This is a genomic window from Streptomyces sp. NPDC043870 (assembly GCF_056435785.1).
In genome coordinates, this window is record NZ_JBWKDT010000019.1 from 69355 (window position 1) to 92669 (window position 23315).

General features: G+C 69.9%; 23 protein-coding genes and 2 pseudogenes. 15 read left to right on the forward strand and 10 right to left on the reverse strand.

Features of this window, described 5'->3' with window-relative positions; translation table 11 throughout:
• Window positions 1–30: 30 nt before the first annotated feature.
• The 3 genes from AC0699_RS23020 to AC0699_RS23030 form a co-directional block, all read right to left on the reverse strand.
• Window positions 31–846, reverse strand: coding sequence for an alpha/beta fold hydrolase (locus AC0699_RS23020; protein ID WP_478663219.1), 816 nt, complete (start codon window positions 844–846; stop codon window positions 31–33).
• 243 nt (window positions 847–1089) lie between these two features.
• Window positions 1090–3483 carry an ATP-binding cassette domain-containing protein gene (locus AC0699_RS23025; RefSeq protein WP_478663222.1) on the reverse strand — a complete coding sequence of 798 codons (2394 nt, stop codon included), beginning with the start codon at window positions 3481–3483 and terminating at the stop codon, window positions 1090–1092.
• A gap of 352 nt (window positions 3484–3835) precedes the next feature.
• The gene (locus AC0699_RS23030; protein WP_478663224.1) at window positions 3836–4276 is read right to left on the reverse strand and encodes a helix-turn-helix transcriptional regulator; all 441 of its coding nucleotides are present in this window, start codon (window positions 4274–4276) and stop codon (window positions 3836–3838) included.
• Between the two features lie 22 nt (window positions 4277–4298).
• Between AC0699_RS23030 and AC0699_RS23035 the strand changes: the two are divergent.
• The 5 genes and pseudogenes from AC0699_RS23035 to AC0699_RS23055 form a co-directional block, all read left to right on the forward strand.
• Window positions 4299–4521, forward strand: a pseudogene (locus AC0699_RS23035) (F420-dependent methylene-tetrahydromethanopterin reductase); the annotation flags it as partial.
• A gap of 336 nt (window positions 4522–4857) precedes the next feature.
• A complete protein-coding gene (locus AC0699_RS23040; protein WP_478663226.1) occupies window positions 4858–7080 on the forward strand; it encodes a sensor histidine kinase in 2223 nt (740 codons plus the stop codon).
• Window positions 7077–7481 carry a roadblock/LC7 domain-containing protein gene (locus tag AC0699_RS23045; RefSeq protein ID WP_478663228.1) on the forward strand — a complete coding sequence of 135 codons (405 nt, stop codon included), beginning with the start codon at window positions 7077–7079 and terminating at the stop codon, window positions 7479–7481. Before AC0699_RS23040 ends, AC0699_RS23045 begins: the two co-directional genes overlap by 4 nt.
• Window positions 7481–7846, forward strand: a complete 366-nt coding sequence (locus tag AC0699_RS23050) for a DUF742 domain-containing protein (protein ID WP_478663231.1) — start codon at window positions 7481–7483, stop codon at window positions 7844–7846. Before AC0699_RS23045 ends, AC0699_RS23050 begins: the two co-directional genes overlap by 1 nt.
• Window positions 7833–8423, forward strand: coding sequence for a GTP-binding protein (locus tag AC0699_RS23055; protein WP_478663233.1), 591 nt, complete (start codon window positions 7833–7835; stop codon window positions 8421–8423). The genes AC0699_RS23050 and AC0699_RS23055 overlap by 14 nt, the downstream gene beginning before the upstream one ends.
• A gap of 257 nt (window positions 8424–8680) precedes the next feature.
• On the opposite strand, the gene AC0699_RS23060 is transcribed toward AC0699_RS23055, so the two are convergent.
• Genes AC0699_RS23060 through AC0699_RS23070 form a run of 3 tightly spaced genes read right to left on the reverse strand, consistent with a single transcriptional unit; the run spans window position 8681 to window position 10276 of the window.
• A complete protein-coding gene (locus AC0699_RS23060) occupies window positions 8681–9478 on the reverse strand; it encodes a DUF899 domain-containing protein (RefSeq protein ID WP_478663235.1) in 798 nt (265 codons plus the stop codon).
• Window positions 9450–9833, reverse strand: a complete 384-nt coding sequence (locus tag AC0699_RS23065) for an ArsR/SmtB family transcription factor (RefSeq protein ID WP_478663238.1) — start codon at window positions 9831–9833, stop codon at window positions 9450–9452. The genes AC0699_RS23060 and AC0699_RS23065 overlap by 29 nt, the downstream gene beginning before the upstream one ends.
• Window positions 9830–10276, reverse strand: a complete 447-nt coding sequence (locus AC0699_RS23070; protein WP_478663241.1) for an SRPBCC domain-containing protein — start codon at window positions 10274–10276, stop codon at window positions 9830–9832. The genes AC0699_RS23065 and AC0699_RS23070 overlap by 4 nt, the downstream gene beginning before the upstream one ends.
• 499 nt (window positions 10277–10775) lie before the next feature.
• Between AC0699_RS23070 and AC0699_RS23075 the strand changes: the two genes are divergently transcribed.
• Genes AC0699_RS23075 through AC0699_RS23090 form a run of 4 tightly spaced genes read left to right on the forward strand, consistent with a single transcriptional unit; the run spans window position 10776 to window position 14360 of the window.
• Window positions 10776–11729 carry a cytochrome P450 gene (locus AC0699_RS23075; RefSeq protein ID WP_478663246.1) on the forward strand — a complete coding sequence of 318 codons (954 nt, stop codon included), beginning with the start codon at window positions 10776–10778 and terminating at the stop codon, window positions 11727–11729.
• Entirely contained in the window at window positions 11729–12400 is a 672-nt protein-coding gene (locus tag AC0699_RS23080; protein ID WP_478663248.1) for a hypothetical protein, read from the forward strand. Before AC0699_RS23075 ends, AC0699_RS23080 begins: the two co-directional genes overlap by 1 nt.
• The gene (locus AC0699_RS23085; RefSeq protein WP_478663250.1) at window positions 12397–13680 is read left to right on the forward strand and encodes a cytochrome P450 family protein; all 1284 of its coding nucleotides are present in this window, start codon (window positions 12397–12399) and stop codon (window positions 13678–13680) included. Before AC0699_RS23080 ends, AC0699_RS23085 begins: the two co-directional genes overlap by 4 nt.
• The gene (locus tag AC0699_RS23090; RefSeq protein WP_478663251.1) at window positions 13677–14360 is read left to right on the forward strand and encodes an SDR family oxidoreductase; all 684 of its coding nucleotides are present in this window, start codon (window positions 13677–13679) and stop codon (window positions 14358–14360) included. Before AC0699_RS23085 ends, AC0699_RS23090 begins: the two co-directional genes overlap by 4 nt.
• A 256-nt stretch (window positions 14361–14616) precedes the next feature.
• Here AC0699_RS23090 and AC0699_RS23095 read toward each other — a convergent pair whose 3' ends face one another.
• The 3 genes from AC0699_RS23095 to AC0699_RS23105 all read right to left on the reverse strand — a co-directional run bounded on the left by AC0699_RS23095 (window position 14617) and on the right by AC0699_RS23105 (window position 17068).
• On the reverse strand, window positions 14617–15384 hold the full coding sequence (locus AC0699_RS23095) for an SDR family NAD(P)-dependent oxidoreductase (protein WP_478663254.1): 768 nt from the start codon (window positions 15382–15384) through the stop codon (window positions 14617–14619).
• Entirely contained in the window at window positions 15381–16388 is a 1008-nt protein-coding gene (locus AC0699_RS23100) for an NADP-dependent oxidoreductase (RefSeq protein WP_478663257.1), read from the reverse strand. Before AC0699_RS23100 ends, AC0699_RS23095 begins: the two co-directional genes overlap by 4 nt.
• A gap of 191 nt (window positions 16389–16579) precedes the next feature.
• Window positions 16580–17068, reverse strand: a complete 489-nt coding sequence (locus tag AC0699_RS23105; RefSeq protein ID WP_478663258.1) for a MarR family winged helix-turn-helix transcriptional regulator — start codon at window positions 17066–17068, stop codon at window positions 16580–16582.
• Between the two features lie 129 nt (window positions 17069–17197).
• On the opposite strand from AC0699_RS23105, the gene AC0699_RS23110 reads away from it, so the two are divergent.
• The 6 genes and pseudogenes from AC0699_RS23110 to pcaD form a co-directional block, all read left to right on the forward strand.
• Window positions 17198–17953, forward strand: coding sequence for a CoA transferase subunit A (locus AC0699_RS23110; RefSeq protein WP_478663261.1), 756 nt, complete (start codon window positions 17198–17200; stop codon window positions 17951–17953).
• Entirely contained in the window at window positions 17953–18600 is a 648-nt protein-coding gene (locus tag AC0699_RS23115) for a CoA transferase subunit B (RefSeq protein WP_478663264.1), read from the forward strand. The genes AC0699_RS23110 and AC0699_RS23115 overlap by 1 nt, the downstream gene beginning before the upstream one ends.
• A gap of 44 nt (window positions 18601–18644) precedes the next feature.
• Window positions 18645–19418, forward strand: coding sequence for a protocatechuate 3,4-dioxygenase subunit beta (gene pcaH, locus AC0699_RS23120; protein ID WP_478663267.1), 774 nt, complete (start codon window positions 18645–18647; stop codon window positions 19416–19418).
• Window position 19419: 1 nt separating this feature from the next.
• Window positions 19420–20007 (forward strand): protocatechuate 3,4-dioxygenase subunit alpha, encoded by a 588-nt coding sequence (gene pcaG, locus AC0699_RS23125; protein WP_478663270.1) that lies wholly within the window; start codon window positions 19420–19422, stop codon window positions 20005–20007.
• Complete coding sequence (gene pcaB / locus AC0699_RS23130) at window positions 20004–21353, forward strand: 3-carboxy-cis,cis-muconate cycloisomerase (protein WP_478663272.1); 1350 nt, start codon at window positions 20004–20006, stop codon at window positions 21351–21353. The genes pcaG and pcaB overlap by 4 nt, the downstream gene beginning before the upstream one ends.
• Before the next feature lie 18 nt (window positions 21354–21371).
• Window positions 21372–22178: pseudogene (gene pcaD, locus AC0699_RS23135) on the forward strand (3-oxoadipate enol-lactonase); the annotation flags it as partial.
• Here pcaD and AC0699_RS23140 read toward each other — a convergent pair.
• Window positions 22175–23311, reverse strand: coding sequence for a substrate-binding domain-containing protein (locus tag AC0699_RS23140; RefSeq protein ID WP_478663275.1), 1137 nt, complete (start codon window positions 23309–23311; stop codon window positions 22175–22177). The pseudogene pcaD and the gene AC0699_RS23140 overlap by 4 nt on opposite strands.
• Between the last annotated feature and the right edge of the window lie 4 nt (window positions 23312–23315).

Genomic DNA, 23315 nt, shown 5'->3' on the forward strand with positions numbered 1-23315 from the left:
TTCCTGGAACGGGACGTAGAGAGACGCAGGTCACGGCCGAGGCCGGGCCAGATGGACCGCGATGCGATGCCCCCAGGTTCGGATGTCCGAACGGGTCCGGGACACATGGAGGTCGGCGTCCGGCAGAAGACCGGCCAGCCGTTCCGCGGTGGACAGGGGGTGACCCGGGTCATCGACCCAGGCCAGGATCAGGACCGGCCGGCGCAGTTCGGCGACGGCTGCGGCGGAGGGCAGGTCGGAGCGCGCCAGTCCACGCAGGACGGACGGCAGAATCCGCTCGGCGGGCGTCGGTGGAAACTCGGGGACGCCGGATACGACCGCGGGGCGGTGCTGCCGCCTCTTGGCGGCGAGCCAGACGTCCACTCCCTCTCGTTCGATCGCGTCAGCGGCTTTCAGGTTGCTCCGCGCATGCGCCTTCCGCGTCGTCCAGGCCGTGGGCGGGATGAGCAGGACCAGCCGGGAGAACCGCTCGGGCGCCTGAACGGCGGCGTGCAGCACGGTGGCGCATCCCATCGACGCGCCGACGGCGTCGACGGGCCGGCCGGGCCCCAGATGATCGAGCAGCGCGAGCAGATCGTCCGCGAGGGAGGCGTACGTGTAATCGGTGTCCACGGCGGCACCGGTCGATCGACCGTGCCCCCGGGCGTCATAACGCACCAGGCGCTGCCCCGCGTCCAGGACCGGCTCCCAGCCGAACAAAGCCATCCGGTCCTCGGTGGCCTGGCTGACGAACCCGCCGTGTGCGTACACGGCGAGATCGCCCTCCCCGATCTCGTCGTAGAACAGTTCGGCTCCGCGATGCCAGAAGCTGCCTTCCCTGACGATGCGCTTTCCCGCTGCTCTCATAGCCGTACGCCTCGTTCCGGCACCTCTGCGTCCCTCGTACGGCCACGAAACCATCCCGTTCCGATGCCCGCACCCGGCGAGACCACCTCCGACCACGCCCCTGGCCTCGTCGCCGAGACCATCCCGGCCGCCGCCCTCGGGGCGAGACCTACGGTGCACGTGACGTCCGTCGTCGGCGGTCGAGCAGGACGAGCCGAAACAGATGAGACGACTCGTCCCACGGGTGTCCGCGAAGGGCCTCGGTCAGGCGCCGACGTAGTCCGCGAGGTGCTCGCCGGTGAGGGTGGAGCGGGCGGCGACGAGGTCGGCGGGTGTGCCCTCGAAGACGATCCGGCCGCCGTCGTGGCCGGCGCCGGGGCCGAGGTCGATGATCCAGTCGGCATGTGCCATGACCGCCTGGTGGTGCTCGATGACGATGACCGTCTTGCCGGAGTCGACGAGCCGGTCGAGCAGGCCGAGCAGCTGCTCGACGTCGGCGAGGTGGAGGCCGGTGGTCGGCTCGTCGAGGACGTAGACGCCGCCCTTGTCGGCCATGTGGGTGGCCAGCTTGAGCCGCTGCCGTTCGCCGCCGGACAGCGTGGTCAGCGGCTGGCCGAGGCTGAGGTAGCCGAGCCCGACGTCGGCGAGCCGGCCGAGGATCCTGTGTGCGGCCGGTGTGTGCGCTTCGCCGGTGCCGAAGAACTCCTCGGCCTCGGTCACCGACATCGCGAGCACTTCGCTGATGTCGCGGCCGCCGAGGTGGTACTCCAGCACCGAGGGCTGGAACCGCTTCCCCTCGCAGTCCTCGCAGGTCGTGGCGACGCCGGCCATCATCGCCAGGTCGGTGTAGATCACGCCGGCGCCGTTGCACGTCGGGCAGGCGCCCTCGGAGTTGGCGCTGAACAGCGCCGGCTTCACGCCGTTGGCCTTGGCGAACGCCTTGCGGATCGGGTCGAGCAGTCCGGTGTACGTGGCCGGATTGCTCCGCCTGGAGCCGCGGATCGCGCTCTGGTCGACCGAGACCACACCCTCTTCGGCGGGGATGGACCCGTGCACGAGCGAGCTCTTGCCGGAGCCGGCGACGCCGGTGACCACGCAGAGCACGCCGAGCGGGATGTCGACGTCGACGCCCTGCAGGTTGTTCGCCGTCGCGCCGCGGATCTCCAGCGAGCCGGCGGGCGTGCGCAGCGTCTCCTTGAGGGTGGCCCGGTCGTCGAGATGGCGGCCGGTGACGGTGTCGCTCGCCCGCAGCCCCTCGACGGTGCCCTCGAAGCAGACGGTGCCGCCCTCCGTACCGGCGCCCGGGCCGAGGTCCACGACGTGGTCGGCGATCGCGATCGCCTCCGGCTTGTGCTCCACGACGAGCACCGTGTTGCCCTTGTCCCGCAGGCGCAGCAGCAGGTCGTTCATCCGCTGGATGTCGTGCGGGTGCAGGCCGATGGTGGGCTCGTCGAAGACGTAGGTGACGTCGGTGAGCGAGGAGCCGAGGTGGCGGATCATCTTGACGCGCTGTGCCTCACCGCCGGAGAGCGTGCCCGCCGACCGGTCGAGCGAGAGGTAGCCGAGGCCGATCTCCGTGAACGAGTCGAGGGTGCCCTGCAGTGCGGTGAGCAGCGGCGCCACCGAGGCGTCCTTCAGCCCGCGGACCCACTCGGCCAGGTCCCGGATCTCCATCGCGCACGCGTCGGCGATGCTGATCCCCTTGATCTTCGACGACCGGGCCCCCTCGCTGAGCCGGGTGCCGTCGCACTCGGGGCAGCTGGTGAAGGTGACCGCCCGCTCCACGAACGCCCGGATGTGCGGCTGCATCGCCTCCTTGTCCTTGGACAGGAAGGACTTCTGGATCTTCGGGATCAGCCCCTCGTAGGTGAGGTTGACGCCGTTGACCTTCACCTTGGTCGGCTCACGGTAGAGGAAGTCGTGCATCTCCTTCTTGGTGAACCTGCGGATCGGCTTGTCCGGGTCGAGGAAGCCCGACTCGGCGTAGATCCCCACGGTCCACACGTTGTCCGACTTCCAGCCGGGGATGGTGAAAGCGCCCTCGGCGATCGACTTGGAGTCGTCGTAGAGCTGGGTGAGGTCGATGTCTGAGACCTTGCCCCGGCCTTCGCAGCGCGTGCACATGCCGCCGGTGCGGGTGAAGGCCGCCTTCTCCGCCTTGGTCCTGGCACCGCGCTCCACCGTGATCGCACCGCTCGCCCTGACCGTGGCCGTGTTGAAGGAGTACGCGCTGGGCGGGCCGATGTGCGGGTCGCCGAGCCGGCTGAACAGGATGCGCAGCATCGCGTTGGCGTCGGTGGCGGTGCCGACCGTGGAGCGGGGGTCGCCGCCCATCCGCTGCTGGTCGACGCTGATCGCGGTCGTGAGGCCGTCGAGCACGTCGACCTCGGGCCGGGCCAGCGTCGGCATGAAGCCCTGTACGAAGGCGCTGTAGGTCTCGTTGATCAGCCGCTGCGACTCAGCGGCGATCGTGTCGAACACCAGCGAGCTCTTGCCCGAGCCGGACACTCCGGTGAACACCGTCAGCCGGCGCTTGGGGATCTCGACGCTGACGTCCTTGAGATTGTTCTCGCGCGCGCCGTGCACGCGGATCAGATCGTGGCTGTCGGCAACGTGCAGCGCAGGCGACTGCGTGTCCGTCCTCGTGGCCTTGCTCATCGTGTCTCCATCTGTCGGGCGGGGCCGCCTTGGCGGTCTCCGTCGGCTCCGTCGGCGTCGCCTGGCTCGAACTGACGAGCTTCGAGCGTAACGTCTGCTCATCCTTCGTCGGCGCGGTCGCGGCAACGGCCGGTGACTACCTGATCGGCGGTGTCGGCCGGGGTGGCGCGACGCCCGTCCGCCCGACTCCGCGGGATCGCGGAAGAGGCAGTCGCGCACGCCGTACGGCTGCTCGGCCGGCTCCTGGCCGACCTCGGCGTCACGGCCTACGAGCAGAAGGCCAGGGATGCGTCCGGGTCGTCGTGCGGGAGGAAGCTCGCGTGGATGGTGACGTCCATGGCGGTCACGCTAGCTACGGCTCGGGATGCGGCGCTTCTCGATTCCTGATCGGTCGGGTCACCTGTTTCTCCACGCAGGACGGGATCCCCGCCGTCGCGTCCGCCGCCTGGCGCCGATAGACGCTGGGCGGAACGCCGACCAGTTCGGTGAAGCGAGTGCTGAAGGTGCCCAGCGACGAGCAGCCGACCGCGAAGCAGACCTCGGTGACGCTGAGGTCGCCGCGACGCAGCAGCGCCATCGCGCGCTCGATGCGCCGCGTCATCAGGTAGCCGTACGGCGACTCACCGTAGGCGAGCCGGAACTGGCGGCTGAGGTGGCCGGCCGACATGTTCGCGCCGCGGGCGAGCGCCTCGACGTCCAGCGGTTGCGCGTACTCCCGGTCGATCCGGTCGCGCACGCGGCGCAGCCGCGCGAGGTCGCCCAGACGCTGCGCCGTGGTGGGTCTGCTGGTCACCCCATAGATCGTGCCACGTCGCGCCGGTGTTGCCGAGCGCCACCACTTCCTGTGCCTCGCCGGGGGACTGCGACGGCGCGAACAACGGCGGCCGGATCCACGACTTGGATGTGGTGGCATGGAGTGGTGTGGGGCGGCCCGAAACCTTCACCGGCCTGTGCGCACTCGCCGCCGTCACCGAACGGCTCGGCCTCACGGGCAGCATCAACTCCCCGTTCAACGAGCCCTGTGCGGTGGCCCGCAGATGCTGCGGCTCGAACACGGGCGCAGGGCCGTTTCGAGGCGGTATCAACTGAACTCCTGTACAAACCCCTGGTTTTCGGCACTATCGGACGCCAGTACCACGCATGGATCACTGCCGCAACCTCTCACTTTCTCGGCGTGGCTGGTTATGATCTGCATCCCTCACGTTCCACCGAAGCCGGACCAGCCGTTCCCCTCCCGTCCCGGGCTCGCGCGGGGCCGTGCTGTCGGCCTGTCCCCGCTCTCCCCGCCCTCGAGGACTGATGTCTCCCATAGAACCCGAAGGCCCCCGAGACCCATCGAGAACTCGTCGACGGCGTACCGTGCGCCTGCGTACCTTGCTCATTTGGCTGGCGGTAGTCCCCACCGCGGCGATGGGTGCCCAAGTCGTCGTGACCGCGGACCGGTTGCTGGAGCAGTCGGAGCACCTGCGCCGCGATGTGGCGACCGGTGAGCGGATCGGCGTCCCCCTGTACAAGCTGATGGCCGAGATGCAGGCCGAGCGGTCGGCGACGGCCGCACGGTGGGCGGGTTCTTCCGTGTCCGAGAAGGACCTGCGGCACCGGCGCACGGCAACGGACCTCGCCGCGGCCGAGTTCCGCCGCTCGTCCGCGACCGCTGCCGCTGGATCCGAGCAGGCGGACCGTCGCCTCCTGGAGGTGACGGAGGGCCTCGACGACCTGGGGACCTACCGGGAGCGCGCGGACGCCCGCAGCGGCAGCCCCGACAGCACGATCGCCTTCTACACCGGCGTGATCAGCCAGATGATCCGCTTCTACCAGGACGAGTTCAGCCACTTCGAGGACGGCGAGCTCGCCCAGGAGAGCCGCCTGGTCGTCGCCATGTTCTCGGCGTCGGAGATCCTGGCGCAGGAGGACACGATCCTCGCGCAGGCCGGACCGTCCAGGGAGCTGACCAGCTCCCGGTTCACCGACTTCGTCAACGCCGTCGGAGCCCACCGCTACCTGTACGACATCTGGATCGTGCCGTATCTGTCCGATGCGGCGGGCGGGCTCTATGCGCAGATCAGCGGCTCGGACGAGTGGCAGACCAAGAGCCGCATCGAGCACGCGGTCCTGTCCGAGCACGCGGACATCGGCACGGGTGTGAAGGTCCCCAGAGAGGTCAACGGCTGGCGGGCCGCACAGGAGAAGTGGGCGGCGCAGTGGGGCACGCTGAACGCCGACCGGGCGGGCGCGCTGCTCGCACGGGCCGACGCCAAGGCGGCCGAGCTCGAGGCGGAGGTCGCCTGGCTGGTCGCGGGAAGCAGCGGGGCACTGCTGGTCGTCACCGGTGTCGTCGTGTTCACCACGCGCACGGTGTTCCGCCGCCTGCGCGGTCTGTACGAGCGCACGCTGACCATCGCCGAGGAGACGCTGCCGGATGTCGTGGCCCGGCTGCAGCGTGGTGAGCCCGTCGATGCCGACACGCTGCCCAGGACGACCGGGGCTCAGGACGAGGTGGGACGGATCAGGGACGCGTTCGCCCGGGTCGTCGCCGTATCCGTCGACGGGCACAGGCAGCTCGCGGACGAACGTCACGGTTTCGGTCTGTTTGCCGCGGGCATCGCCTCACGTACCGGGAACCTGGTCAGCCGCCAGTTGAGCCTCACCGAGGACCTCCAGGACTCCTTCGGCCACGACGCGGCGCTCCTCACCCAGTTGATGCGATCCGACCAGTTGACGGTGGGCATGCGGCGGCAGGTCGAGAACCTGCTCATCCTGGCGGGCGGTGAGATCCCTGACCCGCACACCGAGCCCATGCGCGTCGCCGACCTGCTGCGCGAGGCCGCCGCGGAAGTCGAGGACTTCCGGCGGATCGAGCGGCAGGCCCTGGACGAGATCAGCGTGGAACCGCGCGTGATCAGCCAGATCAGCCACCTCCTGGCGGAGCTGCTGGACAACGCCACCCGGTTCTCCCCGCCGAGGTCGAAGGTCGTCATCCGGGCCGAGCTGGTGGCGGACGGGCTGTCGCTCGAGATCGAGGACCGTGGTCCGCGCGTGACCCCGGCGAGCTACGAGGAGATGAACGGACGGCTGCACTCGGCCCCGCCGTACGCCGTACTGGCGGAGAACGCGCACCGGCTGGGTCTCTTCGTGGTCGGCCACCTCGCCGAGCAGCTCCGGGCCAGGGTCATGCTGCGCAGGTCGGTATACGGCGGGACGTCGGCGGTAGTGATCATCCCCAAGGAACTGCTCGTGCCGACCGGACACGAACAGCCGCACGAGTCGGCGCCGCCCGTCCCCGCACCGCTGCGCAACGATGAACGCAAGCCCGAGCTGGTCCTGCATTCGCGGTCCGGGCTGCCGAGCCGTCGGACGGATGACCGGTCACAGAGCGCGCTCCCGGTCCGGCCCGTGGCACCCGACGGCGACTCCCGGCCGCCCCTGCCCGAGCGCGTCCCGCAGACCCATATCGCCGAGCAACTCCGCGCGCCACGCGCACCGGAACCAGTGGCCGGTCAGAGCGAGGCGACACCTGAAGAGGTGGCCGACGCCTGGGCGGACTACGAACACGGAACCCAGACAGTGGAACAAGAGCTCCGACAGGACCAGCCATGACGACGGCATCGAACGACATGATCTTCAGCATCCTGGACAACAACCTGAGCAGGATCGCCGGCATCCAAGGAGCCGTGCTCCTGTCCAACGACGGGATCAAGCTCAGCGCCTACCTGCTGGAACGGCCCCAGGCGGAGCGCATTGCCGCGGCGGCCTCCGGAATCGCGGCCACGATGAAGGCGATATCCCGGGACGTCGGCGGTGGCCGGGTGATCCGCCAGCTGGTCGAGATGGACGACAGGTATCTCTGCGTCGTCGGATGCGGGGAGGGCAGCACGCTCATCGTCGTGACCTCCCGCAAGGCACGGCTCGGGGAGCTGGGCGGCGAGGCGGTGCGGACCGCGCAGGCGCTCGGTGAGTGGCTGGGCACCCCTGAGCGCACCCAGGCGCCGACGTCGTAATGCCGGACGATCCGCAGCGCCGAGGCCGCCGCCGGACGCGGCTGTACGCCCTCACCGATGGCCGTACAGCTGCTCCGCACACTGTCCTGACCATGGACACCATGATCACGGCCGCGGTCGCCGCGGACAGCCACGGTGGCCTGCCCACCGAGTGGCAGGCCATTCTCGCCATGTGCCCGGCGCCGGACGGGCGGGCGGTCGCCGAGATCGCGGCCCGGATGCACATGCGCCTCTCTCCGATGACGGTCCTTCTCGGCGAACTCGCGGACCGCGGGCTGATCCACCACCGGTCGCCCCTGGCGGAGGCCGAGACCACCAATGTCCACCTGCTCATGAGAATCAGGGACAGCCTTGCCCGGATATGACTCCCCTGCCCAGGAAGCGGCCCCCGTCAAGATCCTGATCGCCGGGGGATTCGGCGTCGGCAAGACGACGCTGGTCGAGTCGGTCTCCGAGATCGAGCCGCTGCGTACGGAGGAACGGCTGACGGCCGCGGGTGTCGGCGTCGACGACCTCGACGGCATCGAGTCCAAGACGGTGACCACCGTCGCGATGGACTTCGGCCGTATCACGCTCACCGACGCCGGAGTCGTTCTCTACCTGTTCGGCACGCCGGGCCAGGAGCGCTTCTGGTTCATGTGGGACGACCTCTTGAACGGGGCCCTCGGCGCGATCGTGCTGGTCGACACCCGACGCCTGGACCGCAGCTTCGCGGCCGTCGACTTCTTCGAGAACCGCGGGCTCCCGTTCGTGGTCGGCGCGAACTGCTTCAACGGCGAGCAGCCGTACACGACCGAGGAGATCAGGGCGGCGCTGCATCTGCGTGACCCGAACACGCCCGTCCTCATGCTCGACGCCCGCTCCCGTGAGGACGTCCGGGACGCCCTGCTCTCGCTCCTCGACATACTCATCGCAAAGGCACACACCGCTGCGCCTGCCTGAAAGAGAAGGAGCCGACCGGTCCGGGGTGGCGGATGCGCGAGACCCATCGTTCCCGGCTCCATGCCCATGTCGCGGGACCGGGCAGCGGTGAGCACCCACGCCAGTGCGGCGCTCACGGACATCAGGATCCATGCAACGGCCAGGTAACGCCGCGGCAGAAGGATTCCGGGCCGTGCCGGCTCGGGGACGGCGATGTGTACGTGCGGCATGGCGCTCCTCCCAGGGCCCGCCCTGCCCGGAAGCCGGCCCGACCGCCCTCACGATCCGCAGCAGCTCTGCGCATCAGGATCAGGCCGGTTGTCGTACTCGTCGTGGCGGCGCCACCAGATGCCGGTCTCGTTGCGCCCGAGTGGCGCGCGGTCGAGCCACTGGTACATGCCCCAGAGGCCGTCCAGCCCGCGTGCGTACGCCGAGTAGGTGTGGTAGACGACGCCGTCATCGAATGCGAAGGCGCTCATCCCCGGCATCTCGCGCGTGTACGTCGCGGCGTCCGTTCCGAGCGCGGCGGCGATGTCGGCGATCGGGCTGTCGCCGGCCTCCAGCACAGGCGTCATGTCCGTCAGCCCGAAGTTGTACTCGACGGCTCCGGAACGTTGCTGCTCCTCGGTGATCGAGGTGCCGAAGTCGTAGTTGAAGTCACCGCCGGACGACGACGCCCAGGGGAAGCTCCAGCCCATACGCCGCTTGTACGCCTGGAGTTTCGCGAGCGGAGCCCGCGACACCGCACAGAGCGTGACGTCGTGGTGGGCGAGGTGGACGACGGATCTGTCGTAGCCGTCCGCGATCGCCGAGCAGGACGGACACCCCGCCTCGAAGCCGGGCCCGAACATGAAGTGGTAGATGAGCAGCTGCGAGCGTCCTCCGAACAGATCGGCGAGGGATGCCGCGCCCTCGTCGGTCTCGAAGCGGTACTCCTTGTCGAGGCGAACCCAGGGCAGCTCCTGCCGTCGGCGCGCCAGTTCGTCGCTGCGTCGCGTCAGCGCCTTTTCGGCCTCGAGCAGTTCCCGCCGTGCCGCGAGCCACTCTTCACGTGTTCCGGTCCTGTGATCGGTCATTGCTTCTCTCCTCCCGCTCCGCTGCCTCGGCGACGCGCTTGATGTTCGCCAACCGCCGATCCCAGTCGGCCGCGAGCGCGGCCATCCACTGCGCCGTCGCGTTCAGCGCCGCGGGCCGCACCGCGTACCGCACCTCGCGTCCCACCCGGCCGCCGGAAACCAGACCGGCGGCGTCCAGAACGGCGAGGTGCTTGACCACTGCCTGCCGCGAGACGGGAAGTCGTGCGGCGAGTGTCGTCGCCGTGGCCTCGCCGTGGGCGGCGAGCAGCTCGAGCAGCCGGCGGCGCGTCGGGTCGGCCAGCGCCACGAGGACGCTGTCGACCGCCTCGGCGGCGCCTGTACGGTCGTCCGTCACGTGGCGGACTGTTCGGCGCGCTTCTTGAGCGCGTCGAGCTCCAGGGGCCAGCCCTTGCTGTGGTCCTTCAGGTTCTGACTGCGCAGCTCCTCGGACCCGGCCAGCGCCGCGAACCCGCTCTCGACGACGCGCAGCCGCGTCCGGTCGCCTTCCTCGGTCAACGTGAACTCCACGAGGGTGCTGTTGTCCTCGCGCAGCTCTTCTCCGGGGAACGCGCTGGTCCAGCGGTACGCCAGGTACGTCGGCGGCTCGACCTTCTCGACACGCACCGGGAAGTCGCCGTGCTCGGGGTTCTTCGCCACCATCGACTCGCCTTCCTTGGCCATCGTGCCGGGCAGGCTCGCCTTGTCGGCCACCCAGAAACCGGGTTGGGCCACCAGCGACCAGACCCGCTCCAGGGGTGCCGCGATCAGGGTTTCGCGTTCGATCCGGTCCTCGCTCATGAGGGGACTCCTTCGTCGCCATTTGATGCAACTCCAGGGTTGCACATCGACCCCTTCAGGTGCAACCCAAGAGTTGCACTCCATGCGACTCACCCGTTCGGAGTAATCCGGCTGGGGGCCGAGTAGCACGTCACCCGATTGGAGTGGTCAATGGTGGTGGGCTGAAAAGAGATCTCCGCTGCACCCCGGAAGAGGGCCTCCGTCCCGCGGACGCGGGACGGGCCGGCCCACCACCACCGTCACGGCGAGGGGTGATGCCATGGGAACCATCGGTTCCACCGACGCCCTTGCAGATGTTCACACAAGCGACCCGTATCCCGTCTACGCACGGCTGCGTGAGACGGCACCCGTGTACAGATGCCGGACCGGCTCGTACCTGCTGACCCGTTACGCGGACTGTCAGCGTGTTCTGACCGAACGCGAGTGCTTTCTCGCGCCGGGCGCTCGCAGGGCTTCCGGTGGGACACGGCATCATCCGGCGCCCGTTCTGGCGCGTGTCATGAGCTCACAGAACCCACCCCGGCACACCAGAATGCGTACCGCGGTGGCCCGCCGATTCGTCGAGCATGTGCGGTGCCGGCAGCCGTGGTTCAGCAGGCTCTGCGACCAGCTGATCGAGCCAGTGGTGGAGACTCTCCGCAACGGCGTCGCCGACATGACCGCACTCGCCGAGACCATCCCCCGCGACACGATCATGCATTTGCTGGGACTGCCGCAGGGGGATCGAGACCTCGTGTCGGCGCTCGTCGCCGACATCTTTCCCACCTCCGGGCCGCTCCCCGGACAGGACAGCGGTGGTGCCGCGGCGATGCGGCAGCTCACCGACTACCTCCAGGCGGAAGTGGTCCGCCGGCGACGCGCGCCCGGCGATGATCTGATGTCCGAACTCGTCCGTGCCCACACCGACTGTCCTGAGGCCCTGCCCCAGGACGAACTGGTCAGCATCGTCACGGGACTCATGGTCGCCGGGTACCCGCAGATCGCCGCGGGGATCGAGACGGGGATCGTCCTGATGATGCGCCACCCCGAGAGGGCGGTCTTCCTGGACGGCCCTGCCGGCGCCCGGATGTTCGTCGACGAGGTCCTCCGCTACGACGCGCCCGTACAGTTCACCCCCGCCCCCCGGATCCCCACGACGGCGGTGGTCCTCAGCGGTGTGTCGATACCCGCGGGGGCGCAGGTCTGGCCGGTGCTGGGTGCCGCCAACCGGGATCCCGGCGTGTTCTCGCGGCCGGACGAATTCCGGCCGGGGCGCGACGGGACACGTCACCTGAGCTTCGGCGGAGGCGCTCACTACTGTCTTGGCGCCGAACTGGTGTACCTGGAGATGTCGATGGTGCTCCGGCGGCTGCGGCAGCGCCTTCCGGATCTCGCGCCTGCGCGGCCACCGGTTCAGCGCTACGGGCGGCTGCGCGGGTTCACCTCCGTTCCCGTCGTACGACCGGAGCGCTGATGGTGATGAACGGCAGCGGCCGCGATGAACGCGCGGACAACGTGCACGTCTTCCTGGAAAGTGCCGCTTGCTCCACCTTCCTCGACGCCGCGCTTCGCATCTACGAAGAGATCAGGCCTGGCTTCCCCTACGCGTGCTTCGGCGTGCTGGTCGGCTGCCTGCGCGGCGACAGCGCCCGCGTCGAGCGCGTCGAATTCGGCCGGAACGTCCGGGCCACCGACAGTGCGGCCCTGGGAGAATTCTCGGAGTCCATCATTCCCTGCTTCGGAACGGCCTACGAGAACCCCCATCGTGGATACTGGTGCGATTCCATCGACCTGCTCCGTATCATGCGGGACGCCGAGCTGGACGGGCTTGACATTCTCGGGTCGATACACCTTCACCCCGACTGGCACAACATCGACTCACCGGGCGGCAGCGGGGCACCGCTCAGCGAACACCCGACGCGGATGGACAAGTACGTCTTCGTCAATACCGGGTGGCCGGTCAATCTCATTTGCTACCTGGAGCGTCGGAACCGCAGCTTCTACCACTCGTGGGGTGCGTGGACTCCAGGTACGGCAGACCCGTCGAACCCCCATTGCGACGCGTTGCCGGTGCGCCTGGCGCTGCCTGCTCATGCACGAGTTCACAGGAAACAAGCGACTCCGCGGTACAGGGAGGACCCGTGACTGCCGAACAGGCCGACAACGATGCCTCTTGCCGCATGCCGCCCGACCAGGCGGCTGCCGGCGGTGTCACCGATCTCATGGAACAGAAACGCTACGTAGAAGCGCCGTACGGGCTGCTGGCGCAGCTGCGGGCCGAAGGGCCCGTACGGCGCGTGGTGTTCGCAGGCGCTCCCGTATGGCTCGTCACGCGCCATGAGGACATCCGAACACTGAGCAGAGATCCACGGTTGAGCAGCGATCCGCGGCGCTGCAACAGAGCCGTGGAGTCCGTTCCATGGGTGTTCGCCGGCGAAACCTACACCGTCACGCGCAACATGCTCCGTTGCGACCCCCCGGATCACACCAGACTCCGTGCGCTGGTGGCGGGTGAGTTCACACCGGGCCGCATCGAAGCACTGCGTCCACGCATCCAGGAGATCGCCGACGAACTCATCTCCCCGTTTCTTCCGCTGGGGCGCTTCGATGTCATCACCGACTTCGCGAAGCGTCTGCCGCTCACGGTGATTTCGGAGGTGCTGGGCGTGCCTGCCGAGGGGCGCGACACCTTTGCGCGGCTGGCCGGCGTCTACGTGGAGATGAGCGAGGGCGACCAGAGCCGTATGCCTCAAGCCGCCTCCGAGATGCGGGATTACCTCACCGGGCTGCTGAAGGCGAAGAAGGATTCCCGCGCCGGTTCCGACAACCTGCTGGGGCGGCTTCTCGAGGCCGATCACGAGGAGGACGAGGTGATCAGCATGTCCTTCCTCCTCCTGGTGGCCGGTTTCGAGACGACCGCGAATCTCATCGGCAGCGGAGTGCTGGCGATGCTGGAACACCCCGAGCAGTTGGAGTTGCTCCGCAGCAAGCCGTACCTCATGGGGCAGGCGATCGAGGAAATCCTGCGCTACAACGGCCCCATCAAGATGGCGCCCGTACTGAGGTTCACGACCTGCGAAATGCAGATCGGAGAGGTCACCGTGCCCGGAGGCGGAGAAGCCGTACTGCTGTCCTACGGCGCCGGCAACCGGGATCCGGACCGCTTCGCCGATCCCGACCGGTTCGACATCCTCCGTGACAGCCGAGGACACCTCGCGTTCGGACACGGGATCCACCACTGCCTGGGCGCGCCGCTCGGCAAGGCGGAAGGCACGATCGCGCTGCGCGCCCTCCTGGAGCGCTGCGACGAGCTGGCGCTCGCTGTCGATCCCTCCGAACTGACCTGGGGACACAGCCGGTTCATGCGTGGACTGACAAGCCTGCCGGTCACCTTCCGGCCCGTTCTGCGAGGTACTGCGCCATGACAACCACACGACCACGTGCACTCGTGACAGGAGCTTCCCGGGGCATCGGGGAAGCCATCGCCCGGGCACTCGCGCCCACACACGATGTGCTCCTCGGCGGCCGCGACGTCCGGTCACTCGAAACGCTCGCCCACAACCTGCCGGGCAGGGCCCGTCCATGGGTGGCCGATCTGGCACACCCCGGCGCACTCGCCCGGGCCACCGCCGGTATCGATCGCCTCGACGTGCTCGTGCACAATGCCGCCGTCGCCGAGCCCGGCGCGATCGCCGATGCCTCACTGGACGTGTGGCAGCGAATCTTCGCGGTCAACCTATTCTCGGCCGCCGAACTCACTCGGCTGCTCCTGCCGTCACTTCGCCGGCGCCGAGGACATGTGGTCCTGATCAATGCGGGATCCGGACTCCGGATCAAGCCGCACCGCGGTCCCTACACCGCCAGCAAGTACGCGTTGCGAGCGTTCGCGGACGCCCTGCAGGCCGAAGAGAAAGCCAACGGAGTCCGGGTGACCTCGATCCACCCGGGCCCGACCGACACCGAGCTGCAACGCAAGGCAGCCGAACGAGCGGGCCACGAATACTGCCCGGACCAGTTCCTGCGGCCGGAGTCGGTGGCGGCCGTCGTGCTGAACGCGGTACGGGCGCCGGCGGACGCGACCGTGACCAATGCCGTCATCGATTGAGCACTGCCCTGCAGCCGGCCGGGTGCTGCACCGAGCCGTTGCTCAGCGGGCCGGGTGCTGCACCGAGCCGTTGCTCAGCGGGCCGGGTGCTGCACCGAGCCGTTGCTCAGCGAGCCGGGCGCCGCACCGAGCCGTCGCGCCGCTGCAGGGAGCCGGTCTCGTGCGGCAGACGGCGCAGGCCGGTGCCGATCGCGCTCCCGCGCACCGGCCGTGACGGAGTCCCTCGCCCGTCCGGCCGGCGTGCGTCGGCACCTCTTCAGATCGCCGGAGCCGGTAGCGCCCGGGGCACGTTCCGGAACCGGAAGGGCTCCGGCTCGCGGCCCGCCTGCACGAACCAGCACTCTCCGGCGCCGTCGCCGGTGACGATCCGCAGCACCGCGTCCGCCACCACTTCCGCCGGGATCACGGGAACCCCCTCGTCGGAGAGCATGCCGCGCAGCGGGTCGATGATCCGCGACTCGGCGAACCCGGGACAGATCGCGTTCACGCGGATTCCCTCCTCCGCCAGAGCCGGCCCCAGCGAGCGGGCGAGTCCCACCACCGCGTGCTTGTTGGCCGCGTAGACCGGGTCGAGGGGAGCCGCGGCCAGGCCGGCCAGTGAGGAGGTCGCCACGATCACCCCGCCGCCGCGGGCCCGCAGAGCGGGCAGGACCGCGTGCACGCCGAAGACCACTCCGTCGAGGTTGGCGCCCATCGCCCGGCGGTAGCGCGCCACGTCGAAGTCGTCGCCGACACCGCAGCCCGTCGTCACGCCCGCGTTGAGAAAGGCGATGTCGACACCGCCGCAGTGCTCCACCACACGGTCCACCAGCGCTCGGTTGGCCTCCAGGTCGGAGACGTCGCAGGCGTGGAAGGTGCCGCCGACGAGCTCGGCCACTTCCCGGCCTCCCGCCGTGTCGAGGTCCGCGACGACGACCTCGGCACCGGCCTGTGCCAGCGCCACCGCAGTGGCACGCCCCAGGCCACTCGCGCCACCGGTGACGATCGCGACCTTGCCCCAAAGCGGCGGCCGTACGGTGCTCACGCCAGCTCCAGAACGAGCTTGCCGACGTTCTCACTGCGGAAGAGCATCTGCAGTGTCTCGGGGAAGTCGTCCACCGTGCCCTTCACCACGTGCTCCTTGACCTTGATCCGGCCGTCGCCGATCCAGCCGGCGATGTCCCGCGTGGCCTGCGTGAAGCGCTTGGCGTAGTCGAAGACCACGAAGCCCTCCATCCGTGCCCGCCGTACGAGCAGCGACAGGTAGTTGGACGGGCCCTGGACCGGTGTCGCGTTGTTGTACTGGCTGATCGCACCGCAGACCACGACGCGTGCGTGCATCGCGAGCCGGGTGAGGGCCAGGTCGAGAATCTCTCCTCCGACATTGTCGAAGTAGACGTCGATGCCGTCGGGCGTCTGGTCACGCAGTGCGCGCTTCAGATCGCCGGAGCGGTAGTCGATCGCCGCGTCGAAGCCGAGCTCGTCGGTCAGCAGGGCGCACTTCTCCGGGCCGCCGGCGATGCCCACCACGCGGCAGCCCTTCACCTTGGCGATCTGGCCCACCAGGGTGCCGACCGCACCGGCGGCGCCGGAGACCACGACGGTGTCACCCTCTTTCAGGGTGCCGACGTCGAGCAGTCCGAAGTAGGCGGTCATGCCCGGCATGCCCAGTGCGCCCAGGAAGGTCGGGAGCGGGGCGAGTGACGGGTCGACCTTCACGGCGCCCTTGCCGTCGGAGACGACGTGCTCCTGGACGCCGAACGTGCCGACGACATGGTCGCCGGGCTGGAACGCGGGATGGTTGGAGGTCGTCACCTCGATCACCGATCCCGCGCGCATGACCTCGCCGATGCCCACGGGTGGCAGGTAGGAGGGGCGGTCGTCGAGCCATCCGCGCATTGCGGGATCGAGTGAGATGAAGCGCGTCCGCCCGGCGAAACAGCCGTCTCCCGGTTCGGTGGCAGGCGCTGACGCGTGCTCCCAGTCATCTGCTGTGACCTCACCCACGGGGCGGGCTGCCAGGCGGATCTGGCGATTGATCGCAGACATCGAGCCTCCAGTTGCTGAGTTCCCGGAAGCATACCGACCAGTCGGCATGACTCGGTGTGGGCTGGGTCACATCGCGGGCGGTCGCACGTCGAACACGAGGAAGCCCGAAGAGGCGTCTCGAGCCGCCGGTGAGTCGCTCGCCTGTTGTCCCGGCGGGGTGTGCGCCGGCCGGCGCGGCCCGGCCTGCGGGCTCAGGATGCGATGCGGCCGTCCAGGGCCCGGTGTGCCTCTGTCTGTACGGCAGGGTTGCGCAGTGACTCGGCGGCGTCGGAGACCCGCTGCAGCAACTCCAGGAACGTGGACTGCTCCTGAGGGTCCAGCGGTGCGAGGAAGATCTGGTTCATGCGGGCCGTCCGCCCGGACAGCTTGCGGTGCACCCGCTCACCCTCCTCGGTGGCGCGCAGCACGGACCGGCGGCCGTCCTTCGCGTCGCGGACCTTGTCGACCAGACCGCGGCCGACCAGGCGGCGGATCACCTCGGCGATCGTGGACCGGTCGAGACCGACCCGCTCGCCCACGGTGCGCTGGTCCAGGCCGTCCTCGCCGACCAGGGTGTTGAGAACGGCGAACTGCGGGGAGGTGACCTCCTCCGAGACGATCGTGTTCCACAGCAGGGTGTGCGCCTGCTGCAGGCGTCGGGCCAGATGGCCGGGGTGGGTGCTGAGGTCGAGCGCGGGCACGATTCGTCCTTTCCGGAGATCCTCCTTGTACTGAGGGCCTTGACCCTGGATCACCATGATGTCACGCTCCCCACTGATACGAAGATAGTCAGTGCACTGATTATTTCGGACCAAGGGAGGAGCGGACGGATGGACAAAGTGGTGTCCACGGCCGCGGAGGCCGTAGCCGGCGTGTGCGACGGCGCGTCGCTCGCGGTCGGAGGTTTCGGTCTCAGCGGCGTGCCGAACGTGCTGATCGAGGCGGTGTACGCGACCGGGGCCGGCGGCCTCGCCGTCGTGTCGAACAACTGCGGCGCGATGGACTCCGGTCTGGCCCGCCTGCTCGCCGCGGGCCGGATCGCCCGCGTCACGGCGTCCTACATCGGCGCCAACAAGGAGCTCGCCCGCCAGTACCTCGCCGGCGAGCTGGAGGTCGAACTGATCCCGCAGGGCACACTCGCCGAGCGGCTGCGCGCGGGCGGCTGCGGCATCCCCGCCTTCTACACCCCGGCCGGCGTCGGCACCCAGGTCGCCGAGGGCGGACTGCCCTGGCGCTACGACGGCCAGGGCCGGGTCGCGCTGGCTTCGCCGCCCAAGGAGGTGCGGGAGTTCGACGGCGAGGAGTACATCCTCGAGCGGGGGATACGCACCGACTTCGCGCTCGTACGGGCCGCGAAGGGCGACCGGCACGGCAATCTCGTGTTCGCCAAGTCCGCCCGGAACTTCAACCCCCTGGCAGCCATGGCGGGCAGGATCACCATCGCCGAGGTCGAGGAGCTGGTCGAGCCCGGCGAGCTCGACCCGGACCGGGTCCACCTGCCGGGCATCTTCGTCCAGCGGGTCGTGGCCCTCACACCCGCGCAGGCCGCCGACAAGAAGATCGAGCAGAGGACGGTGCGCGGCTGATGGGCTGGACACGGGACGAGACGGCCGCCCGCGCGGCCCGGGAACTGCGCGACGGCGAGTACGTCAACCTGGGCATCGGACTGCCGACGCTGATCCCGGGCCACCTCCCCGAGGGCATCCACGTCATCCTCGAATCCGAGAACGGCATTCTCGGCACCGGGCCCTTCCCCTACGAGGACGAGGTCGACCCCGACCTGATCAATGCGGGCAAGGAGACCGTCACCGTGCTCCCGGGCGCCTCCTTCTTCGACTCGGCGCTGTCCTTCGGGATGATCCGCGGCGGCCACATCGATGTCGCCGTGCTCGGCGCCATGCAGGTGTCCGCCGCCGGCGACCTGGCCAACTGGGCCGTCCCCGGCAAGCTGGTCACCGGCATCGGCGGCGCCATGGACCTGGTGCACGGGGCTCGCCGGGTCATCGTGACGATGACCCACACGGCCAAGGACGGCAGCCCGAAGATCGTCGAGGAGTGCGACCTGCCGCTCACCGGCCGCGGTTGCGTCGACCGCATCATCACCGACCTCGGCGTCCTGGACGTCACCGCTCAGGGCCTGGTGCTGGTGGAGTGCGCACCGGATGTACCGGCCGACGAGATCGTGTCGCAGACGGCCGCGAAGCTGATCGTGCCTCAAGGGATCCGCTCGTGAGCCCGTCGTGGACCAGGCCCCAGGACAAGGGAGTTCACCGACTCATGGCACTGACTCAGACCGATATCGACCACGAGATGGCGCAGCAGCGTGAGGCGTACGAGAAGTCCGCCGCCGAAGGCGCCCCGCCCGCACATCATCCGGCGCGGGACTACGCCCCGTACCGCTCCAGCGTGCTGCGTCACCCGAAGCAGCCGCTGGTCTCCATAGGACTGCGGCAGGACCCCGAGGCCGTCGAGCTGGCCTCGCCCGCCTTCGGTGAAACCGACACCACCGAGCTCGACAACGACCTCACCCGCCACCACCGGGGTGAGCCGCTCGGCGAGCGCATCACCGTCAGCGGCAGGCTCCTCGACCGTGACGGACGGCCGGTGCGGGGCCAGCTGATCGAGATCTGGCAGGCCAACTCCTCCGGGCGGTACGCCCATCAGCGCGACCGGCATCCCGCGCCGCTCGACCCCAACTTCACCGGTGTGGGCCGGACGCTGACCGGCGACGACGGCAGCTACACCTTCACCACGATCAAGCCCGGCGCCTACCCGTGGCGGAACCACACCAACGCCTGGCGACCCGCGCACATCCACTTCTCGCTCTTCGGAAGAGCCTTCACACAGCGACTGATCACGCAGATGTACTTCCCGGGCGACCCGCTCTTCGCGTACGACCCCATCCTGCAGTCCGTCATCGACGGCGCCGCTCGGCAGCGGCTGGTCGCCGCGTACGACCACGGCCTGTCGGAGCCGGAACGGTCCCTCGGCTACCGCTGGGACATCGTGCTCGACGGTCCCGCCGCCACCTGGGCCGAGGAAGGCCGCTGACATGACGACTTCTCCCGTGCCTCCCACTCCCTCGCACACCGTGGGGCCCTTCTACGGGTACGCCCTGCCGTTCCCCGGCGGCGCCGAGACAGCCCCGGTCGGCCACCCCGACACGATCACCGTCCACGGCCGTGTGTCGGACGGGAACGGCGCCCCCGTCCCGGACGCGCTATTGGAGTTCTGGGGCCCGGGCCCTGACGGTGAACTGCCGTGCGCCGGAGGTTCGTTGCGCCGCGACCCGGCGACCGGTGGCTTCCTCGGCCGCAACGGCGTCGACTTCACCGGCTTCGGCCGCGTACCGACCGACGCGGACGGCCACTGGGCGGTACGCACGCTCCGCCCCGGCGCCCGCGGCCGCAACGCCCCGTACATCTGCGTCTGCGTCTTCGCCCGCGGTCTCACCCACCACCTCTTCACCCGGGTCTATCTGCCGGAGCCGGCCGAGGCATTCGCCGCCGACCCACTGCTTGCCTCGCTCACGCCCGGGCGGCGCGCGACGCTGGTGGCGGTTGCCGAACCGCGCGGCACCTACCGGTTCGACATCCGGCTGCAGGGTGCGGCGGAAACCGTGTTCCTGGAGTTCACATGACGCACGACGATCTCGACGCCGGCCTGCTCGCCCCCGGGCGGGCGGGCTCGCCCGCCGAGGCGGCCACCTCCGACGCCGCCTTTCTGCAGGCGATGCTGGATGCCGAGGCCGCACTCACCCGCGCCCAGGCCGCGCTCGGCCTGGCTCCTGAGCAGGCGGCCGTTGCCGTGACCGGGGCCGCCCACGGCGGGCGCTTCGACCTGCGCGACCTGGCGCTGCGCGCACGCCACGGTGGGAACCCGGTCATCCCACTGGTCGCCGATCTCGCGGCGGCGGTGCCCGAGGAGCATGCGCCGTACGTTCATCGCGGGGCCACCAGCCAGGACATCCTCGACACCGCGGCGATGCTGGTCGCCTCCGGGACGCTGGCGCTGGTCCTCGACGACCTGGACCGTGCGGACCACGTCCTGGCCCGCCTCGCCGCCGAGCACCGTGACACCCCCATGCCGGGCCGCACCCTCACCCAGCACGCCGTCCCGACCACGTTCGGGCTGAAGTCGGCGGGCTGGCGCGCGCTGGTACTCGACGCCCGCGATCGCCTCATCGCCGTACGCGCGTCGCTGCCCGCCCAACTCGGCGGTGCGGCAGGCACATTGGCGTCCTTCGACGCGTACGCGCAGGCGGCCGGCACCGGTGTGCGGCTGGTCGCCGCGTACGCCCGGGAACTCGGCCTCGCCGAGCCGGCACTGCCCTGGCACACCCTCCGCACCCCCCTCGCCGACCTGTCCGGTGCGCTCGCCTTCACGGCGGGTGCGCTCGGAAAGATCGCCTCCGACGTGCTCGTACTCTCCCGTACCGAGATCGGCGAACTGAGCGAGGGCAGCGGCGGCGGATCGTCCGCCATGCCGCACAAAGCGAATCCGGTGCGGGCCGCGCTCATCGTGGCCGCCGCCCGCAGGGCGCCCGCGCCGGCCGCCGTGCTGTACGGCTCCGTCGCGGCCGAGGATGAGCGGCCCGCCGGAGCTTGGCACGCGGAGTGGGAGCCCCTGCGCGATCTGCTGCGGCTGGTCGGGGGAGCGTCCCGGGACGCGGCGGAACTCGTCACGGGCCTGCGGGTGCACCCAGCTCGGATGCGCGAGCACCTGGACCTGACCGAAGGGCTGATCGTCTCGGAGCGGCTGACCGCCGTCGCCGCCGGCCGGCTGGGCCGCGCCCGTGCCCAGCAGTTGCTGACGGACGCGGCACTCACCTCCCGTACGACAGGCGCAGAACTGGCCGACGTCCTGGCCGGGATACGCGACTCGGAGCCCGCGCTGAACGATCTCGACCTGTCCGCCCTCATGGACCCCGCTCAGTACACCGGCGCTGCCGGGGCACTCACCGACCGCGCCCTGAGGCGGCGCTGAACCACGAATGCGCAGGCCATGACCGATATGCTGCACCACTACTCAGAGGGCCCGGCCACCCGGCCCGCCCTGCTCCTCGGCCCGTCCCTGGGCACTTCGACCGCCCTGTGGGACGCGATCGCGCCCGAGCTGAGTCCGGCGTTGCGTACCGTCCGATGGGACCTGCCGGGGCATGGCCGATCGTCCGCCGGTCTGATCGGCCCCGGCGCCACCGTCGACCGGCTCGGCGCGCTGGTCCTGGACCTGGCCGACTCGCTCGGCCTGGACCGCTTCCGCTACGCCGGGGTGTCGCTCGGCGGCGCGGTCGGCCTGTGGCTGGCCGCGCGCCATCCGGAGCGGGTCGACCGGCTCGCCGTCATCTGCTCCTCCGCGCACTTCGGCCCGGCCGGGCCCTGGCGTGAACGGGCCGCTCTGGTACGCGAGTCGGGCACGGGCGCGATCGCCGAGACCGCGCCGGCACGATGGTTCACCCCCGGCTTCACCGCGCCGGGGCTCATCGACGATCTGCGCCGGACCGACCCGGAGGCGTACGCGGCCTGCTGCGATGTGCTGGCTGCCCTGGACCTGCGTGACGAACTGCCGTCGATCACCGCGCCCACGCTGGTCGTCGCAGGCCGGCAGGATCCCGCCACACCGCCCGCGCACGCCCGGGAGATCGCCGGCGCCGTGCCGGGCGCGGCCCTCACCGAGCTGGCGGACGCCTCGCACCTCGCACCCGCGGAGCAGCCCGGGGCCGTGCTGGCCGCGCTGCGCGAACACTTCTCGGCGCCGGTCCCTGGCCTGGGGACGGCGGTACGCAGCGAGGTCCGTGCACGAGGCCGTCAGGTGCGCCAGATCTTCCGGTAGGCCTCGCGGTAACCCGACGGATTCCAGGAAGTGGCCCCGCCGGTGTTGTCGGCCGTGGAGATGTGCACGGGGGCGACGTAGCCACTGGCGGCCTGGCCGGCGAAGGAGCGGTTGAACTCGTCGATGATTTGCCAGCCCTGCTGGGACAGCGGCTCGGGGACGGTGGCGGCCTGGTACTGCTCGCTGTTGATGCGCTGGAAGGCGGAGGGATCGCCGTCGCCCGCGCCGATGTTGAAGGGAGGGCCGGAGCCCGGTTTCCCGGCAGCGCGAAGGGCCGGGGCGGCATCGGCGAAGTAGAGGTCGTTGATGGCGACCGAGTACGTCCACCTGTTCTGGAAGCGGGAGATGAGGGAGGAGACCTCCTGGGGGGTGCGGTGGCTCGCATCCGGAATCGGGATGTTCTCGTATGCCAACAGCCGCACGCCCGGGCAGGTGGCGAGCCCCTGCTTGATCAGTTCGGCCTTGTTCTTGGCGAACGGGATCGAGTCGTCGGTGAAGACGACGACTCCGGCATCGCCGTTTGACCGGGTGATGACCCAGTCCGCGCTGATTTTCGCCACGTCCGCCACGTTGGTGGTGATGTTGGTGTAGAGCCTGGGGTTCTCGCTCGGGCCGGGTGAACGGACCGCGTGCCAGCCGACGAGCGGGATGTTCGCCGCCTCAGCCCGCGCCACCTGCTGCGACGTCAGATTGGGGTCGAAGCCGCCGATGGCGATGCCCGAGGGCTTGAGGGTGATGGCCTGGCTGAGTGCTGCCTGGATGCCGGCGGGAGTGCCCTCTCCGTCGATCACCCGGACGTTCCAGCCCGTGACCTTCGCGGCTTCCTTGACGCCCTGCGCGACGCCGGCGACGCCGGGGTTGGTCATGGTCTGCGCTACGTAGACGATGCTCTTGCCGGGAACCGCCGCGGGGCCACTGGTGGGGCCGTTCCAGGAGGCGTTGGTGTTCTCGGCCTGCTGCACGGCCGCCTTGGCCTTCGCGAGCACGGCGGGGCAACCGGCCCTCGACGGCCCGGTGCCCGTCGACGGGCCGCGCCCGCAACCGACAACGACGGCGGCGGCCAGTGCCAGCAGGGTTGCGGTGGTGAGTGAGGTCCTTCGGTTCGAGTACACGGTG